At 65.8% G+C, this 14,521-nt stretch carries 12 protein-coding genes; 7 read left to right on the top strand and 5 right to left on the bottom strand.

Going from position 1 to position 14,521, the window contains the following annotated elements:
• Window positions 1–10 precede the first annotated feature (10 nt).
• Window positions 11–598 carry a helix-turn-helix domain-containing protein gene (locus VN706_01170; GenBank protein ID HXT14207.1) on the bottom strand — a complete coding sequence of 196 codons (588 nt, stop codon included), beginning with the start codon at window positions 596–598 and terminating at the stop codon, window positions 11–13.
• Window positions 599–686: 88 nt separating this feature from the next.
• On the opposite strand from VN706_01170, the gene VN706_01165 reads away from it, so the two are divergent.
• From VN706_01165 to VN706_01145, 5 genes are all read left to right on the top strand, one after another.
• Window positions 687–1,244 carry a cupin domain-containing protein gene (locus VN706_01165; GenBank protein ID HXT14206.1) on the top strand — a complete coding sequence of 186 codons (558 nt, stop codon included), beginning with the start codon at window positions 687–689 and terminating at the stop codon, window positions 1,242–1,244.
• Window positions 1,245–1,311: 67 nt separating this feature from the next.
• Window positions 1,312–2,340: a UDP-glucose--hexose-1-phosphate uridylyltransferase gene (locus tag VN706_01160; GenBank protein HXT14205.1), complete on the top strand. Its 1,029-nt coding sequence runs from the start codon at window positions 1,312–1,314 to the stop codon at window positions 2,338–2,340.
• The gene (gene galK / locus VN706_01155; protein ID HXT14204.1) at window positions 2,337–3,461 is read left to right on the top strand and encodes a galactokinase; all 1,125 of its coding nucleotides are present in this window, start codon (window positions 2,337–2,339) and stop codon (window positions 3,459–3,461) included. Before VN706_01160 ends, galK begins: the two co-directional genes overlap by 4 nt.
• A gap of 39 nt (window positions 3,462–3,500) precedes the next feature.
• On the top strand, window positions 3,501–5,531 hold the full coding sequence (locus VN706_01150) for an NPCBM/NEW2 domain-containing protein (protein HXT14203.1): 2,031 nt from the start codon (window positions 3,501–3,503) through the stop codon (window positions 5,529–5,531).
• Between the two features lie 164 nt (window positions 5,532–5,695).
• Complete coding sequence (locus tag VN706_01145; protein ID HXT14202.1) at window positions 5,696–6,097, top strand: DoxX family protein; 402 nt, start codon at window positions 5,696–5,698, stop codon at window positions 6,095–6,097.
• Here VN706_01145 and VN706_01140 read toward each other — a convergent pair.
• Both VN706_01140 and VN706_01135 read right to left on the bottom strand, forming a co-directional pair.
• The gene (locus VN706_01140; GenBank protein ID HXT14201.1) at window positions 6,076–6,396 is read right to left on the bottom strand and encodes a hypothetical protein; all 321 of its coding nucleotides are present in this window, start codon (window positions 6,394–6,396) and stop codon (window positions 6,076–6,078) included. The genes VN706_01145 and VN706_01140 overlap by 22 nt on opposite strands.
• Before the next feature lie 37 nt (window positions 6,397–6,433).
• Window positions 6,434–6,739 (bottom strand): hypothetical protein, encoded by a 306-nt coding sequence (locus VN706_01135; protein HXT14200.1) that lies wholly within the window; start codon window positions 6,737–6,739, stop codon window positions 6,434–6,436.
• A gap of 226 nt (window positions 6,740–6,965) precedes the next feature.
• Here VN706_01135 and VN706_01130 point away from each other — a divergent pair, with 226 nt between their 5' ends.
• Window positions 6,966–7,616 (top strand): hypothetical protein, encoded by a 651-nt coding sequence (locus VN706_01130; protein ID HXT14199.1) that lies wholly within the window; start codon window positions 6,966–6,968, stop codon window positions 7,614–7,616.
• 5 nt (window positions 7,617–7,621) lie between these two features.
• Complete coding sequence (locus VN706_01125; GenBank protein ID HXT14198.1) at window positions 7,622–11,371, top strand: dockerin type I domain-containing protein; 3,750 nt, start codon at window positions 7,622–7,624, stop codon at window positions 11,369–11,371.
• A 261-nt stretch (window positions 11,372–11,632) separates the two neighbouring features.
• Here the strand turns inward: VN706_01125 and VN706_01120 are convergent, their stop codons facing one another.
• Together VN706_01120 and VN706_01115 are read right to left on the bottom strand one after the other, a co-directional pair.
• Window positions 11,633–13,219, bottom strand: a complete 1,587-nt coding sequence (locus tag VN706_01120; GenBank protein ID HXT14197.1) for a hypothetical protein — start codon at window positions 13,217–13,219, stop codon at window positions 11,633–11,635.
• Between the two features lie 40 nt (window positions 13,220–13,259).
• Window positions 13,260–14,474 (bottom strand): ABC transporter permease, encoded by a 1,215-nt coding sequence (locus VN706_01115; protein ID HXT14196.1) that lies wholly within the window; start codon window positions 14,472–14,474, stop codon window positions 13,260–13,262.
• Window positions 14,475–14,521 lie beyond the last annotated feature (47 nt).

The raw sequence follows: 14,521 nt of genomic DNA, 5'->3' as shown, positions 1-14,521 counted from the left end.
TTCGCGCACGTTACGCGGTAAGCGCGCGCACCAGCATCTGGTGCGTGCGCGCGACGAACCGGCGGGCCGGCCACTTGTTCGCGTGCACGAGATAGTACCAGTTCTCGAATGACAGGCTCGCCCACATCAGGGCGGCGGCATCGTCCACCGACATGCCGCGACGCAACCGGCGCTCCGCGTGGAACCGCCGCGCGAGCGCGCGAAAGACGTGGAGGCGGCGCACCTGGCGCTTGTCCCAAAGTCCCGCCATCTCGGGATCGGCGTGGGCCACGGCGTGAAACGCGGCCGTGAGCTTGTACGAGACGGCGGACCGCGCGGCGCGGAGCTCGATCAGGCGGCGCAGCGCCGCGTCGGCCGTTGGCGCGTCACGGACGAGCGCCTCCGCGGCGCCGAAGACCGCGTCGGCGCCGGTCGCGTCGGCGAGCGCGAAGAAGAAGCGCGCGCGTGACTTGAAGTGCAGATAGACCGTTTGCCGGGAGACGCGCGCTTCGCGCGCCACGGCCTCGAGTGTGAGCTCGGCGGCGCCGACCCGCTCGGCGAGCGCGCGGCCGGCGTCGAGTAGACGTTGATGGGTGTCGGTGGTCGAGCGGCGGGGCATGCCGGGCAATCTACATTGACGCCCGACGCGGCGCAGCGTACTTTACACGTGTAAACTTTACACGCGTCAAGTCCACGGAGTCGCGCTGATGCACCACGTCTTGCCAGGGCTCGGAGCGGCCGACCCGCCACGCACCTACGACGGCGGAGGCGAGCGCATCACGATTCTCGGCGTGACTCGCGACGGCGACCGCGAGTGGATGCACGCCGAGAGCGAGGTTGTTCCCGGCCGCGGACCGGCGATGCACCGGCACCCGCACCAGGTCGAGGAGCTGACGGTAGTCGAAGGCACGCTCGCCTACGTCATCGACGGCGGCCCGGTGCGGACCGCGGAGCCCGGTATGACAGTGGTGTTCCCAGCGGGCGTCGCGCACCGATTCTGGAACGCGGGGGATACCCTGATGCGGTGCACGGGCCGGATTTCGCCCCCGATGCGCTTCGAGGCATTCATCGCGGCCCTCTATCGCTCGTTCGCCGAGCACGGTGGAAGGCGCCCGGGTCTCTTCGACCTGGCGTTCTTGCTCCACCACTTCGCCGAGGAGAACGAATTGGCGGCCATTCCGCGCCCGGTGCGCGCCATCGTGTTTCCGGTATTGCGTGCGATCGGACGCGCGACCGGCCGGTACCGCAAGTTTAGGGATCTCTAAGAGCGTCCCCGGCGCCCCTGGCGACTTGTCAGGTGGCGACGCGTTCCCGCGAGGTGTACCGTTACCCATGGCCTCGGAGCTCGCGTCCACGCATCGCCGGTACAACCCCTTGCTCGACGAGTGGGTGCTCGTCTCACCACAGCGCCTCGCACGGCCGTGGCAAGGGCAGGTCGAGCCGGAACAGCCGGTCGAGACGCGACACTACGATGCTTCGTGCTATCTGTGTCCCGGCAACCGTCGTGCATCGGGCCGCACCAACCCGCGCTACGATGCGACGTTCGCGTTCGACAATGATTTTCCGGCGCTCGAGCCGACGTCCGCGGCCAAGGCGGCCGAGGGCGATCTGTTTCGATCGGCGCCGGAACGTGGCGTTTGCCGCGTGGTGTGCTACTCACCTCGCCACGATGTGACGCTCGCGCGGATGCCGGCGCCGGACGTTCGCGCCGTCATCGACACATTGGCCGACGAGTCGCAATCCCTCGCCGCGCGCGCCGACGTCGCGTACGTCCAGGTGTTCGAGAACAAGGGCTTGGCGATGGGCTGCAGCAATCCGCATCCCCACGCGCAGATCTGGGCGACGGAACATGTGCCTACGCTGCCCGCTCGAAAGCGCAACACCCAGCGCGCGTATCGCGACTCGCACGACGCCGACCTGCTCGGTGACTACGTCCGTGCCGAACTGGCGGACGGCCGGCGAGTGATCTGGAGCGACGAGCGGTGGAGCGTCGTCGTGCCGTTCTGGGCGGTGTGGCCGTATCAGACAATGCTCATTCCGTCGCGCCGCGTCGGCACACTCGCCGAGTGTGATGGCGATGAGCGCGATTCGCTCGCACTCGCCCTCGGACAGATCTCGAGCCGCTACGACAGCGTCTTCGCGACGGATACGCCGTACTCGATGTGCTGGTTTCAGGCGCCGACGGCGGCGCGCGACGACTCATGGCGGCTACACATCGAGATCTTTCCACCGCTGCTTCGTTCGGCGACGGTGCGCAAGTTCCTCGTCGGGTACGAGCTGGCGGCCGAACCCCAGCGCGACCTTACACCGGAAGTCGCGGCCGTGCGGTTGCGCGAGCAGCACGTTTCGCCCTCGTCATGACTCCGCGGGACGAATTCGAGCAGCGATATGGCGGGACGTGTGAGCTGGCGTTCGCGCCCGGGCGCGTGAACCTCATCGGCGAGCACACCGATTACAACGAGGGTTTTGTGCTGCCGATGGCGATCCACCTCGGAGTGCGCGTCGCCTTCCGCCGCCGGGACGACAACGTCCTGCGTGCGTGGTCGCGGTCGTTCGACGAGGAGTGTTCCACCGATATTCGCGAGCTACGATCCGTCGATCGCGCCAGCTGGTTTGCCTACGTTGCCGGCGCGATCGAAGCGAGCGGCCTTTCGCATGGTTGCGATCTCGTCATCGACAGCGACGTGCCGGTGGGAGCTGGGCTCTCGTCGTCCGCGGCGCTGGAGCTGGCGGTGCTGCGTGCCGCCGCGGCGATGATGCACACGCAGTGGAACGCGCTTGACGCGGCGCGCACGGCGCAGCGTGTCGAGAACGAGTTCGTCGGCACTCCCTGCGGCGTCATGGATCAGATGGTTGCGGCGCTTGCGAACGAAGGCTCGGCACTGCTCATCGATTGTCGTTCTTTCAATGCGCGTCCGGTGGCAATCCCGGATGATCTAGCGATCGTCGTGCTTGACACGGGCGTTCGGCGAAAGCTGGCGTCGACGGAGTTCGCCGATCGACGCGCCGCTTGCGAACGCGCGGCGGCGGCGCTGGGTCTCCGGGCGTTGCGCGATGCCACGCTCGACCAGCTCGAGCGATCGTCAACATCGCTCGAGGCCACCGACATGCGCCGCGCGAGGCACGTCGTCGCGGAGAATGCACGCGTGCTCGAGTTCGCGAACGCGATCGAGCGCGGCGACGTCGCGCGTGCCGGTGAGATGATGAATGCATCGCACGTGTCGCTGCGTGATCTGTATGAAGTGTCAGGGCCGGCGCTGGACCGCGCGGTCGAGATCGCGCGTGCACACGCGGCATGCCTCGGCGCGCGCATGACGGGCGGGGGGTTCGGCGGTTGCGCGGTTGCACTCGTTCGCGCCGGCGACGCGGATGGATTCGTACGCGACGTGGCGGCTGCGCTTCGTCGCGAACATGCTGGTGCCGGCGCGTTCGCCGCGCGTCCGTGCGGCGGCGCCCGATTGGTCGCGACGCAGGCGACGTAGGACTATATTCGCGGCGTCCTTACATCGACTGGATTTACCATGCTTGTCGCCCGCCGTTCCGCGCGGCTCGTCGCGCTTTCGCTCGCAATCGTACCCGGCCGTCATCGCACGCACGTCGGGGATGTTTCGCTCTCGTCGCTCGACCTCGCGAAGATGAAGGTGCAAATCGTCGGAGGCCGTGGCGGCACCGCCGCGCGGAACGTCGCGCAGGCGAACAGGTCGATCGATGGCGCGGCCATTCGCATAGGGGGCAGGGAATTCGCCGACGGCGTCGGCACGCGCGCGACGAGCGTCATCTTCGTCCGGCTCTCGGGCGGCGCCGAGCGATTCACCGCGATGGTCGGCGCGGATGACAATGCATCAGCGGGCAATCCACCCGCGAACGCGCCGGCGCCGACACCGATCATCTTTCGCGTCGTCGGCGACGGCCGCGTGCTGCAGGTGAGCAAGCCACTCGTCCGTGGCGACGCGCCCGAAGCGATGAACGTCGACGTGCACGGCATCCAGACGCTCGTGTTGCAGGTGAAACCCGTCGACGGGAGCCGCCCGATTTCCGCCGACTGGGCCGACGCGCGCTTTACGGTTTCGGGAAATGCGCCGACAGCGATCGACATTCCTGTCGAGCCTCGGGTAATCCTCACGCCGAAATCTGGTCCGGCGCCGCGCATCAACGGTCCGTCGCTCACTGGCGTTTCGCCGGGGCATGAAGTCATCTATCGAATGCCGGTGACCGGGGAACGGCCGATGACGTTCGGCGCGCGCGGCCTGCCAACGGGCCTCACGCTCGACGCGGCTACCGGCATCATTCACGGTGTGATCGCGACGCGCGGCCGATACCCGGTAACGTTCACGGCGCGAAACGCGCGCGGTTCGGCATCGAAGGACTTTGTCTTCGTGGCCGAGGGACAGTTGGCGCTGACGCCGGCGATGGGATGGAACAGCTGGAATGCATTCGGCCGCGCGGTGAGTGACTCCCTCGCGCGCGTCGCCGCGGACGCGATGGTTTCGACGGGCCTCGCCGACCACGGCTGGACGTACGTCAATCTCGACGACGGGTGGGAGCGGAGCCGCCGCGAAACCGATCCGTTGTACGAAGGCCCGGTGCGCGCGGACGACGGCACCATTCTCACGAACAAGAAATTTCCGAACATGAAGGCACTCGGCGACTACATCCACGCGAAGGGCCTCAAGTTCGGCATTTACTCCGGCCCCGGTCCCACCACCTGCCAGCGCCTGGAAGCGAGTTGGCAGCACGAGCATCAGGATTTTCTAACGTTCGCGAACTGGGGTGTCGACTATCTGAAGTACGATTGGTGCGGCTACAGCGACGTCCTCGCGCCGGGCGAAACCAACACACAGCTCGCGGTGCTCGAGCGGCCGTATCAGGTGGGTCGCGCCGCGCTCGATCAGGTGCCGCGCGACATCATCTATTCGTTGTGCCAGTATGGTTGGGGCAATGTGTGGGAATGGGGCGCGGAGCCGGGCATCGCGGGCAACTCGTGGCGTACGACGGGCGACATTACCGACACGTGGGAAAGCATGAACGGTATTGGCTTTCAGCAGGTCGGACACTCGAAGTACGCGCAGCCCGGGCACTGGAACGATCCCGACATGCTCGTCATCGGCAAGGTTGGTTGGGGACCGCGGCTGCGCGACTCACGGCTCACGCCGAACGAGCAGTACGTGCACATCACACTCTGGACGCTGCTCGCGGCGCCGCTGCTGCTCGGCAACGATCTCACGCAGATGGATGACTTCGAGCTCAATCTGGTGACGAATGACGAGGTGCTCGCGGTGCACCAGGATCCACTCGGCAAGGCGGCGGATCGCGTGTCGAAGCACGATGAGCTCGAGGCGTGGGCGCGGCCGTTGAGCGACGGTTCGCTCGCCGTCGGCTTGTTCAATCGCGACGAGATGGACATGCCGGTCAGCGTCGCGTGGCGCGATCTCGGCATCACCGGGCGTCACGCCGTGCGCGATCTGTGGCGTCAGCGCGACTTGGGGGCGTTCGCCGACAGCTTCACGACGGTCGTTCCGCGTCACGGCACGGTGTTCGTCCGGGTCAAGTAGCCGGCGGGAGGGGACGGTGGGGACGTTCCCGCGCCGTCGATCTCTTGCCCACTAACATAATGCCGACTTATGTTTTGTCACATTATGTAGACGGTGCGCGTTCGTGTCGGCCGACGATCGGTAGACCGGCGTGTCCGTGCCAGTCATGTCCGCGAGGAGTCACGATGCGACAACACACGAAGGCGGGAACGATTCTTCTCTGGGTCGCCACGGTCGTCGTCGCGTTCGGCGTCGGCGCGGCCGGAATAACGAAGTTGCTTCAGCCCCAACACTGGCAGTCGCTTTTTGTCGGCTGGGGTTACCCGGCGTGGCTCTCGCCGATGGTCGGCGTGCTGGAGCTAGCCGGTGCGCTCGCGCTCCTCGCTCCCGGGCTCGCCAAGTACGCCGCGGTGCTGGTGGGGACGGTCATGGCGACGGCGCTCGCCACACTGCTCTTGCATCCGGGAGGAGCGCTCGGTTGGGGTGCCACGCCTCTGACGTATCTCGTCGTCGTCGCGGCGATCGGAGTGGTGCGCTGGCGGGACCGGTGGCAACGGCCTCCGTCCTATGCGAGCCCGGGCCGATGACGCGCGGTCGCGCGGGCGTAGAACGCGCGCGACCCGTCGGCCGCCTTTCTTCCGCTCGCGGAAACCGTGTAGTATCGCTCGCGGATGATTTGTCCGTCGATCACCTGTTGCTCGTATCGCCCAATCACGAAGCCCGCGTCTTCGAGCACCGCCATCATCTGATAGAACGCCGGACCGCTCTGGCGCACGCCGGCCGATCGAAGCTGATCGCGCAGATCCCGACCGCGTGCGATGCCCCGCTGCAGCTCGGACACGACGAGAAACTGCAGGTGGGTCAAACGCGGGAGATTCGTGGCCATATGATGTAATGCGACATTATGTCAATTTAATACCGACTCACGGGGTGGGAACGGCGATGTAATGCTGCCGTTGGATCACGAATGCGACGAGGACGGCGATCGCCGCGAGCGCGATGGCGAGCCGGGTGAACTGCCCCCGCCGCCAAACGAGGAGTGGCGCCGCGAGCCGCAGGCATTCCGCGATGAAGGTCGCGCGGCCGATCACTCTCGCGAGCGTGGAGTGACGTGACTGCTCCTCGCGCCGAAGGTCAGCGAGCGCCGGCTCGAACACCCGTTCGCGGAAGTCGCGGGGCAGGACGCGGGCGAGGACGCGGGCGAGGACGCGCAGGAGGGCAGGTGTCACGCGGGTGTCACGCAGGTGTCCGGCGCGGAGTCGATCGTGGCGATCGTGACGATCGATCGCGGCGATGGATGTGAGTAGTCGATGCGGTCGTTCAATATAGCCGCCGCGGCAGGATCGAGGCCTCGACGACGGAAACTCGCCGCCAACCTGCAGTTAACTGCCGGTTAACTAGCGATTAACGGACGGCGCGTAGCATGCCGGTCATGTCAATCACGCAGAGTGACGCATGACCGATCGCATGGGAGTGGGCGACGTCGCGACCATCGTCGCCGTCGTCGCGGTAGCGGGTGCCTTGCTCGTCGCCGGCTGCGGCGGCTCGACGGACGGGCCAAGCTCGCCGACGCAAAGCCAGCAGCCTACGGCTACACCGACGCCGACCCCAACGCCGACTCCGACGCCGCCAACGCCGCCGTCGAATCCCAATGCGGCGTACACGCTGGTGCTCGCGCAACCGTCGGCGGCTCCGGCGGCGGGCAGCCAGGCAACGGTTTGGCTCGTGGCCAAACGGGACGCGGCATCGGCCACCGTCGGCAGTTTCTCGGCCGTCGTCGCGCTCGACACATCCGCACTCGCATACGCGGGCCAGGTGACTCGCACGACGGACGGCATCGTCGCGATGAACTCCGGAACGCCGCTCAGCGTGCAGATCGCCGGCGCCGCGACGTCGTTCAGCAACGACACGCTGGCGGGCATGACGTTCACCGTGAAGAAGACCGGCGGGTTGAGCGGCGCGACGCTCATCATTCGCGAGTTGACGACGTCGAAGTTCGAGGACAAGACCGCCGGCGCGACTGCGAGCGCTGCGACCGCGAGCGCTGCGACCGCGAGCGCTGCGACCGCGAGTTCGGCGACGCTGACGCGACGGAATCATCGATGACGACAATGTCGATTCGAAGACGCGCATTCGTCGCGGCCTCGGCGGCTGCGGCAGCCGGGGTGGTCGCCATGTCGACGTTCGCGCGCACGGCTCGCGCGCAAGTGAGCGGCGAAAGCCCGTCGCGGCGCGTCGCGGTGCCGGCATCAATGAGTGGCCCGATCAGTGTGCTGTGGGCGGACGACTTCAAGCACCATACGGCGACACCGCTGACGTACGTCTTCGACCGCGCCACGCGGCGATCGTACGAGGTGCATCTCGACAGCGCGACGGTCAAACGCGTTGGCGGCGTGAATCGGCTGCGCGGTCTACGCGCGACGCTTTCGACGATGTCCGACGGACACGTGACGTCGATTCAGCCGAGTGGCGGCGCGCGATTCATCACGACGGTGCCGGGCACGCCGATGTGGACCACGCGCCGTGTGTTGGTGCTGCCGTGTCGCACATCGGATAGCCCAACGCCGTTCGGCAGCGTGCAGGATTTCCAGAGCCTGTGGTTCAACGGTCCGATGAGCGTCGCCGCGTTCTGGCAGGAGAGCTCGTACGGACAGCTGAACGTCACCGGGGACGTTCTCGACTGGATCACCGTGCCCGGAACGGCGGCGTCGTACGAGTCCGGCGGGACGCTGCAGTTGGCCACATTCATTCCGGCGTGTGAAGCGTTGATTCCGGCGAGCGTCGACGTCTCGAAGTACGACGTCGTGGCGTACGAGTTGGGGATTTTCTACCCGGTCGAGCTGGGCGGGTACGCCGACAGTTCGACGGTTCGCGGCGTGACGAAGGCGTTTGGCACGACAGTCAGCGGCTATCAAGCCTCTCCCCAATCGGATATGGGCAGCCACGCGCACGAGTTTGGCCACGCGCTGTCGCTCTTTCACTCATCCACGGACGACGGGTTCGGGTACACGTCGGATTGGGACATCATGAGCAACGCGACCGCGTACACGGAAAGCGGGATCAACTTCGGCGCGGAAGCGGCGCAGCCGCAGAAGGACCTGCTCGGATACATCCCCGTCGCGCGGCGGTTCGTCGCGACTGGCGCCTCGAGCACGATCACGCTCGAGCGCGCGGCGACGCCCGCGGGCAATACCAACTATCTGCTCGCGGTCATCCCGCTTGGCTCGAGCGACAGCGCGTCGGATCCGTACTACACAGTCGAGCTGCGCCAGCACGCGGGATTCGATCGTGATACGCCGCTCGAGGGAGTCGTCGTCCACCAACGCTGCACGGTGTTCGCGTGCCTGAGCTCCCAGTCGTTCAACGTGCAGGACCGGGACGGCAATGGAAATCCGAACGACCACGGCGCGGTCCTGCAGTCCGGCGAGTCGTTCGTTGACAAGGCGCACGCCATCAGCATTTCGGTCGTCTCGATCACGGGCACCAGTGCGCAGGTGACGATCCACAACGGATTCGGCCGCAACTTCGCGTTATCGCGCACCGGCTCGAAGAGCACGGTGGCTGAGGGAATCGCGTCAGCGAGCGATGCGATCGACATCACCGCCAGCGGGCCCGGGGGCGCGACGTGGGCGGCCGCGAATCAGCAGAGCGGGGGACAGTGGCTGCAGGTCCTGACGCCCACCGGTTGCGGTTCCGGAACGCTGCGGTTCCAGCGCAACGTGGCGCAGCTCGCACCAGGCACGTATTACGATACTCTAAACATCACCAGCACCGCCGCGACGAGCGTGCACCAGTACATCGACACGCTCGTGGTGACGCCGGGGACAGCGCTGCACGTTGGACTGAGCGCGGTCGCGCACGTCGATTCGAACTTCGCCGGCGTCGGGCACAATGACTCGACGCTCGTGCGGATCGCCGGCGCCGGCGGTGCGTCGGCGCAGTGGACGGCGACGCGGAGGAAAAACTTCGGGTTCGCGTCGGGATCGCAGAATCTGGTGACGTTGACGGGCACGGGTAATGGCGTGGCCATCTGGCCCATGGTCACGCTCTCGACGACGGCAACCGGCTGGTACGTCGACACGATCACGGTCAAGCTCACCGCGAACCCAACCGACTCGGCGGTGTTCTTCGATTCGCTGCTCGTGGTGCCGCCGGTGCAATACGCCCTCTCGACCACCGGGCGCCGGGACTCCATCCTGGCGGGCGGACTGTCGAAGCCCGATTCCATCGCGGTGAGCTTCAGCGGACTGTGGGCGACACGTGCGTCATGGACGCTCACGACCGGCAACCGCTCGCCCCGATTCCTCGTTCCCGTCGAACGCGGCGGATTCGCCAATACGTATGCCGCCACCGGAAACGCCACGGCGTACTTCCAGTGGATTGCCCAGGATACGCTGCGCGGCATTCATCTCGAGCCGGGTACGTACATCGACACGCTGTTGATCGTCGGTCCTTTTCCAGGTGGATCGACGCAATCCGCGTCGAGTCAAAAGCAACAACGGCTCATCGACACGCTCGTGGTCTACAATCCGTCGGCGACGGCCGGGCTTCAGCTCTCGTCGGCGGCGCGCGCGGATACCATTGCGCAAGGACTCAGCTCGAGTGTCGATTCCGTTCTCGTGGTGCCGGTCGGTCCCGGAGCCGACACGTTGCAGTGGGCGGCGAGCATTCTGCTTACCGCGAGCGGCGAGACGACCCCGGGCGGCGCACCAGCGCCGTTGCGTGTGGCGCTGCCGCCCGGTACCGGATTGCCGCAATTTGGCGGTCGAGGGCGCGGGTGGGTGCGTTATGAGAGAGTTCTCACGGGGCTCGCGCCCGGCCGTTACGCCAATGTCCTTCCCATCGCCTCACTCGACGGCCACGCCACAGCCACGCTATTCGACACGCTCGTCATTCTGCCGGGCACGCAGTTGTCGCTCGGTCAGACTGCGCACATCGACAGCATTGCCGCACAGTCGACGACGTCGGTGACCGACTCGGTGAACCTCTTCGTCGTCGGTATCAACGCGTCGACGACCGCATGGACCGCGACCAAGCGCCGTTCGTTCACGACGCTCGCGACCGCGTCCGGCACTGGACCAACGACGCTCCGATGGACCATCAGTCCATCCGGCCTCGCCGCAGGCGTGTACGTCGACACGATCACCGTGAGCGCCGGCAGCAACGCACGCGGCGCGTCGATCGTCAATACGATCTTCGTCGGCGGCGGCCCGGTGAAGACTGTGGCGGCCGCGGGGTTCGACGTCGACTCGGTCGGCGGGGTGCTCAACTACCAATTCGCGACGACGCTCAGTGTGAACGTCGGCCCGCTCAACCAGACACTTGGCTCGTATGCGGCGATCGTCGATTGGGATTCCACGGTCGTGCAACTCGACTCGGCAGCCGGCGTGTCCGGCGGCTTCGCGAAGCCGGCGTCGACGCAATCGAACAAGGCGCGCGTGTCACTGAGCGCGACCGACCCGGCCGGAAAATCGGGTAGCGTGCCGCTCGCGCAGCTCTACTTTCACTTCTCGGCGTCGAACATCGGCAAGACCACCTCGATCACGCCGACGTTCACATCGGCAAAGACGCCCGGCGGCACCGACTTCGCTTCGTCATTGGGATTGAACTCGGCGAAGGCGGAGGTGATTCCCGGAGCGCTGCGGGGCGACGTGAATCTCGATGGGCGGCTCACGAGCGCCGACGCCTTGCTGCTCGTGCGCTCCATCGTCGGCTTCCCCGGGCCGGGCACGCCGCTCGTCATCAACCCGAACGGCGATGCCAACTGCAACGGAAAAGTCGAGGCCGTAGACGTGCAGTACATCCTCGCCAAGCTCGTGGGACTGCCTGTAGGGAGTGCGTGTGTCGGGACGATCAAGTAGAACAGAGCGTACGCGGACTAACGCTGACACTGCACGGGCTCACGCGGACAACACCATAAAACCAGAATGGCGGGGCGCAGGGTACTGAAGCAACAACGAACCGAATCTTTTGTTCATGCTCTAGTCGTAGAAATACGCGCGCACATTTGGCTCAGATCTCACCGCGTGCGCGTAGTTGAGTAGTTTCTGGTGTCGTCCGCGTGAGCCCGTGCAGTGTCGGCGTTAGTCCGCGTGCGCATTGCGTTTCCGACTCACGCCGAATCAGGGCGTCAGGTTCGCCGGATGCTCCGTCGACTGAATGAAACTCGCGATGTCCGACTTGAGCTGTCGCGCCGACTCCTGATTCAGATACGCCATGTGGCCGCTCTTGTAATACTTGAATTGCACGCGATCGCGATACGTCTGATCGTAGCCGAGATGATCGAACGTGTACTCGGCATTCGCGAATGGGGTCGCCATGTCGTAATAGCCGGCGCCGACCATCACGTGGAGGTAGGGATCCTTCGCCATCGCGGTGCGCAGCGCCTCTGATTCGCTCGGATAGCCGCTGCCGAGATTCCCGAAACCGGTGAGGCTCGAGTAATCCCACCGGCCCGCGCGGCCGCCGAGATAGTACTGAAGGTCGCTCGTATATCCGAGATCGCCGCGCAGGAAGCGCATGAACGCCGACATGAACGCACCGGTCGGCGCGACGTCGGACGGATCGTAATCCTGGCGTTGGCTGGACGCGTTGCCGTTGAGACCGATCATGCGGCTGTCGTAGCGGCCGACGGTTTCGCGCTGCCCGCGGAGAAGTTCCGTGCGGTAGACGCCGGGATCGACTCGCAGGTTGGTGGCTTCGATAAACTGCGGAGTAAGGCCCGTGTACCTCGCGAGTTGCTGCGCCGCCGCGGTCCGCTGCGCCGCGCTGAGCGTGTTGCCCTTCGCCAGCGTCGTCATGTAGTCGCCGAACGCGAACGCGCGCGCCTGCTGCACCACCTGCTCGAGCGAGAGCTTCTGCATGTCAGGGGACAGCTTCTTGTGATACCACGCTGTCGCCGCGTACGTGGGCAGATAGCACTCGTACGCGAGATCGTTCGTGGACGACGGCTGAATGTTTGCGAAGTCGAGCACCGTCCCGAGGAGCATGATGCCGTTGAGCTCGATGCCTTCGCCGCTCTGGAGCTCGGACGCCAGTCCCGCCGACCGGAACGTGCCGTAGCTCTCTCCGAAAAGGAATTTGGGCGAGGCCCAGCGATTGTACTTGTCCAGATAGTTACGAATGAATTGGCCGAACATCTTGATGTCGTTCGTGGCGCCGGTGAAGTCCGACACCTTCACGCCCGGCGCCGGCCGTGAATAGCCGGTCATCATGGCATCGATCTGCACGAGATCGGTGACGTCGAGCGGCGAATAGGGATTGTCGACGAGGTCGTACGGCGGCGCGGGCTGCGCACCGTTCGGTCCCATCTCCGGGTGCCGCGGCGCCATCAAGCCCATGTCGAGCCACACCGAGGCCGAGCCGGGTCCGCCGTTGAAGAAGAACGTGACGGGACGCGTGGTCGGTTCCGTCTGATCCTTCGTATAAGAAATGTAGAATACCGTACCCTTCGGCTTCCCGTTGTCGTCGCGAATCACCATGGTGCCGGCGTTCGCCGTATATGGAATCGTCTTGCCGTTGATGACGACGGTGTGATGCGTGGTCGAGATGTGCTCGACCGCGGCGACGCCCTCGTCCGTCGATTCGGCGGACGCATTCGCCGCGCCGCCACCGCGGCCTCCCGGCGCATTGCTCGGACGTTGAGCACCGGCGGTCGCCGCGAACGCAAGGCTCGCTGCTGCGCCGAACGAGCACAGAAGTTTCAGCATACCATGTTCTCCGTGAGTTCGAAGTTGTCGGTGTTGTGTCTCACTCGTACCGCAGTGCCTCGATCGGATTGAGCCCGGCCGCGCGCCGCGCCGGCCACACGCCGAAGACCACGCCGACCGCCGTCGCGAACATGAACGCAGGACCGAGCGACGCGGCGTCCACTTGCGTACTCCAGCCGAATCCGTCGCGCATCGCGATCGCGCCGCCAATGCCGAGCCCAAAGCCGATCACACCACCCATCAGGCACAACGCCGTCGACTCGGCGAGGAATTGCAGGAGGATGTTCGTCTTCGTCGCGCCGAGTGCTTTGCGAATGCCGATCTCGCGCGTGCGCTCGGTGACCGACACGAGCATGATGTTCATGATGCCGATGCCGCCGACGAGCAGCGATACGCCCGCGATGCCCGCGAGCAAGGCGGTGAGGGTACTCGTCGCGTCGTCGAGCGTCTCGAGGAAATCCGCCTGGTTGCGAATGCGGAAATCGTCCGGCTGATCGCCGCGCAGGCGATGCGAGCGGCGCATCGCGAGGCGGATCTCGCTCATCGCGCTCGGCAGATCCGCTTCGTTCGTCGCGAGCGCGAAGATGTCGTTCACCCAATCGGTCTTGAAGACGCGCCACCGCCCCGTGAAGTAGGGAATCACGATCTGGTCGTCGGGACTGCCGAACCCACCGCCGGCTCCCTTCGCGCGTAGCGTGCCGATGACCGTGAACAGAATGCCGCCGATCCGTACATGCTGGCCGAGGATGGCGTACGGATCATTGACGCCGAGCTGCGTGAGCGCGCCCGCGCCCAGCACCGCGACGCGCTGCATGCCGCGGCTCTCGGCCGGCGTGAACATGCGCCCGATGTCGATCTGATAGTTGCGGACGATGAGAAAGTTGGGCGACGCGCCGATGACGCGAAGATTCGCGTTCTTGTTGCCCCATTGCAGCTGGAGCATCTTGTCCTGCTGCGGTTGGACCGCGACGATGTGCGGCGCGCGCTCTTCGATCTCGTGCGCGTCGTCGATCGTGAGACGCCGGCGGGTGTTGAGCTGAACGCCGCCGGTGCGAATCCAGGTGGCGTCGATCTGGAGCGTCGTCGTACCGAGCTTGGCGATGCGATCCTGAACGGACTGTTGGGCACCGCCGCCGAGCGCGACCATGGCGATGACCGCGGCGACGCCGATGATGATGCCGAGCATGGTGAGCAGCGAGCGGAGCAGGTTGGCCCGGAGCGCGGCGGCGGCGATGCGAAGTACTTCGAGAATCATCAGTTACAGGTCTGGATTGGTCCCCATATATTAACCTAAAATGAGGA

Source organism: Gemmatimonadaceae bacterium (genome assembly GCA_035606695.1).
In the GTDB taxonomy this organism is placed as follows: domain Bacteria; phylum Gemmatimonadota; class Gemmatimonadetes; order Gemmatimonadales; family Gemmatimonadaceae; genus JAQBQB01.
Note: the sequence above shows the minus strand (reverse complement) of the source record. Positions and strands in the feature narration are given on the sequence as shown.

Coding starts and splice junctions, on each gene's coding strand:
- VN706_01170 (HXT14207.1), bottom strand. CDS start 598: ATGCCCCGCCGCTCGACCACCGACACCCATCAACGTCTACTCGACGCC.
- VN706_01165 (HXT14206.1), top strand. CDS start 687: ATGCACCACGTCTTGCCAGGGCTCGGAGCGGCCGACCCGCCACGCACC.
- VN706_01160 (HXT14205.1), top strand. CDS start 1,312: ATGGCCTCGGAGCTCGCGTCCACGCATCGCCGGTACAACCCCTTGCTC.
- galK (HXT14204.1), top strand. CDS start 2,337: ATGACTCCGCGGGACGAATTCGAGCAGCGATATGGCGGGACGTGTGAG.
- VN706_01150 (HXT14203.1), top strand. CDS start 3,501: ATGCTTGTCGCCCGCCGTTCCGCGCGGCTCGTCGCGCTTTCGCTCGCA.
- VN706_01145 (HXT14202.1), top strand. CDS start 5,696: ATGCGACAACACACGAAGGCGGGAACGATTCTTCTCTGGGTCGCCACG.
- VN706_01140 (HXT14201.1), bottom strand. CDS start 6,396: ATGGCCACGAATCTCCCGCGTTTGACCCACCTGCAGTTTCTCGTCGTG.
- VN706_01130 (HXT14199.1), top strand. CDS start 6,966: ATGACCGATCGCATGGGAGTGGGCGACGTCGCGACCATCGTCGCCGTC.
- VN706_01125 (HXT14198.1), top strand. CDS start 7,622: ATGTCGATTCGAAGACGCGCATTCGTCGCGGCCTCGGCGGCTGCGGCA.
- VN706_01120 (HXT14197.1), bottom strand. CDS start 13,219: ATGCTGAAACTTCTGTGCTCGTTCGGCGCAGCAGCGAGCCTTGCGTTC.
- VN706_01115 (HXT14196.1), bottom strand. CDS start 14,474: ATGATTCTCGAAGTACTTCGCATCGCCGCCGCCGCGCTCCGGGCCAAC.